Annotated in this window: 1 protein-coding gene and 1 pseudogene; both read left to right on the top strand. The window is 47.1% G+C overall.

What is annotated here, in order from left to right; genetic code table 11:
- The first annotated feature begins 661 nt into the window (after nt 1-661).
- The gene (locus HPY90_RS15885) at nt 662-1,879 is read left to right on the top strand and encodes an ArnT family glycosyltransferase (RefSeq protein WP_287195954.1); all 1,218 of its coding nucleotides are present in this window, start codon (nt 662-664) and stop codon (nt 1,877-1,879) included.
- Nucleotides 1,880-1,995: 116 nt separating this feature from the next.
- Nucleotides 1,996-2,417: pseudogene (locus HPY90_RS15890) on the top strand (phenylacetate--CoA ligase family protein); the annotation flags it as partial.

Here is a 2,417-nt window from a genome sequence, read left to right on the forward strand (position 1 = left end):
CTCGCAATCTGTCTGAGGCTACTCCCCTCTATTTCCTTGATTTTCTGCAAGATTTTATCCCGCTCTGGTTTTTCCATCTGGTGCAGAACATTAACCGGTCTACCACTTAATTTTTTTGATTTCGTGCTTCGTCACTTACCCTTACCTGCTTGCGCAAACATGAGAACCGTCCCCTTGTTTGGTCTGGAAAAGATTTGTACAGGCCGGCAGGATTTAAGACATAAAGTGGCGAAAAGTAATGAGATGAAAAACTGCTGAGATTCTCGGTGGCGCTCTCTCAGCTCTCCAGGCGGGTGGTCCGGCTGGCCCAGGAAGTCGCCTTGCTGCGCTACGAACTTGCAAAAGAAAAAGGAAGGGAGCAAAAAGAAGTTGTATAAAACACTGGGGCTGGTGATAGCCAATGTCGTCCTTCTGGTGGCGGGCCAGATTCTCTGGAAAACGGGGGTTAACCGGCTCGGCAGCCTCGACCTGAGCGCGCTCCCCCGCCTCTTTGTTTTTTCCTGGATTCAGAAGCTAGTCCAACAATATGCAAAAAAGCATCTCTGGCGCAGGTCAATCTTTTTCCAGCATTTTTTATTGTTTAGTATTTTTTATTGTTTAGTATTTTGTGTAGTATAATTTTTGTGAAAATTTGTTCTTTTAACCAGCCAGAGGGAGCTAGATGTCTCGAAAAGGAAGTTTGGTTATTTTAACAATAATTCTGTTATTAGGTAGCTTTCTACGTGTAACGGTTACCGTTCAAGAGGGATCCCGTTTTTTCTTAAATAGCGATGACGCGTGCTATGTTAACAGTGGTGCGACTCTCGCCCAGACAGGAATGCTTACATATGGTGATCCCGGGAAACCCTCGGCTTTTCTCATGCCGGGGTACCCTTTCTTTCTGGCACTCATCTTTAAAATCGCAGGGTCCTGCAATCTTCTGGCAGTCCGCCTTGTTCAAGATTTCTTAAGCGTTGTTTGCATTTGGTTAATTTTTTTGCTGGGGAAAGAAATGTTTAGTGTGGGCATCGGCCTTCTTGCAGCATTTATCACAGCGTGCTACCCTCCCAACATCCTTGCCCCCAACCTCATTCTAACAGAAACCCTATTTTCCGTCTTCCTTTATGCCTTTTTATTTCTTGTTTTCAGGTACTTTCGCCTGATTCGCACTCCCTTCCTGGCAACGGGGGGGATAATACTAAGCCTTGCCACTCTAGTCCGGCCGACAGCAGCCCTCTTGCCGGGTACTGTTGCATTAATCGAGTGTCTGAAAAGAAATTGGAACAAAGGACTCCGCGCTTTCCTCATTCTCCAACTTGCCGTAGTTACCGCGCTCATCCCCTGGTGGATACGTAACTACCTTCACTTTGACAAATTTATTCCCCTGACCACCAACAACGGGAATCCGCTCCTTACGGGTACGTATTTAAATAACAGCCTCTGGACACCTCGAGGGAGTGCCGCTCAATTTTGGCCCAAGGTGCCTGGTGATGAAGCGGCAACCGATCAAGCGCTCCGCAATTATGCTTTTCAGCGAATAAAAGCTAACTTCCGCCAGGACTTCTGGACCTACTTAAACTGGTATACGATAGGAAAATTCAAAGTGCTCTGGTGGGACCACCCTTTTTACTGGTTCTCCCTTGCGCGTCTCCCGCAACAATCCGTTACGCTCCTCCACCAAATTCTCATGATCTGCTCTCTGCTCGGGATTGCAACCTCCCTGATCAAGCCAGGAAAAAACCTTCCGTACATCTTGCTCATTTTGTTTACTTTTCTCTACTTTACCTTAACCCACCTTGTTTACGTCGCTTCGAGCAGGTATGCTTTTCCCTTAATTTCCCTTGCTTTTATCTTTGCAGCATTCTTTATCTCCCTGCCTTTCAGCAAAATCAATAACTAGGGAGACCGTCAGGAAAACCGGTTCCTGAAGGAGAATCTAAATTATTAAAATCTAAATTAAAGAACTGTGGCATCTGCCCGCCAGGAAAAAAGAAAAAAATCAGGGCGGTTGAGAAAATGAGCTTGAACAAGGCGTTAATCAAATACCTCGCCTTCCCTGCCATGGAAAGGTTCAAAGGAAACAAAATCCGTCAATACCTGTCCCATCTAAAGCAAACCCAGTTCCTCCCGCCGGACGAAATCAGGCGCCTCCAGCAGAAAAAACTCGCGGTGCTGCTGCGCCACTGCCTCGCCAGGGTTCCTGCATACCAGCCCTTCGCCTACCTGCTCGACCAAGTTGAACGGGAACCGGAAGGTGTGCTTAAACAACTTCCGATTTTAACCAAACAGAACTTCATCGAGAACACCAATCACTATCTGGCTCAAGGACAAAAGCCGGAAAACCTGATTCTCAACCGAACCGGGGGATCAACCGGGGAACCTGTAAGGTTTTATTTAGACCGGGCAACTGTAGAGCACTACGAAGCGGCAAGGTGGCG

The sequence above is a fragment of the Syntrophothermus sp. genome (assembly GCF_013314835.1).
Lineage (GTDB): Bacteria > Bacillota > Syntrophomonadia > Syntrophomonadales > Syntrophothermaceae > Syntrophothermus > Syntrophothermus lipocalidus.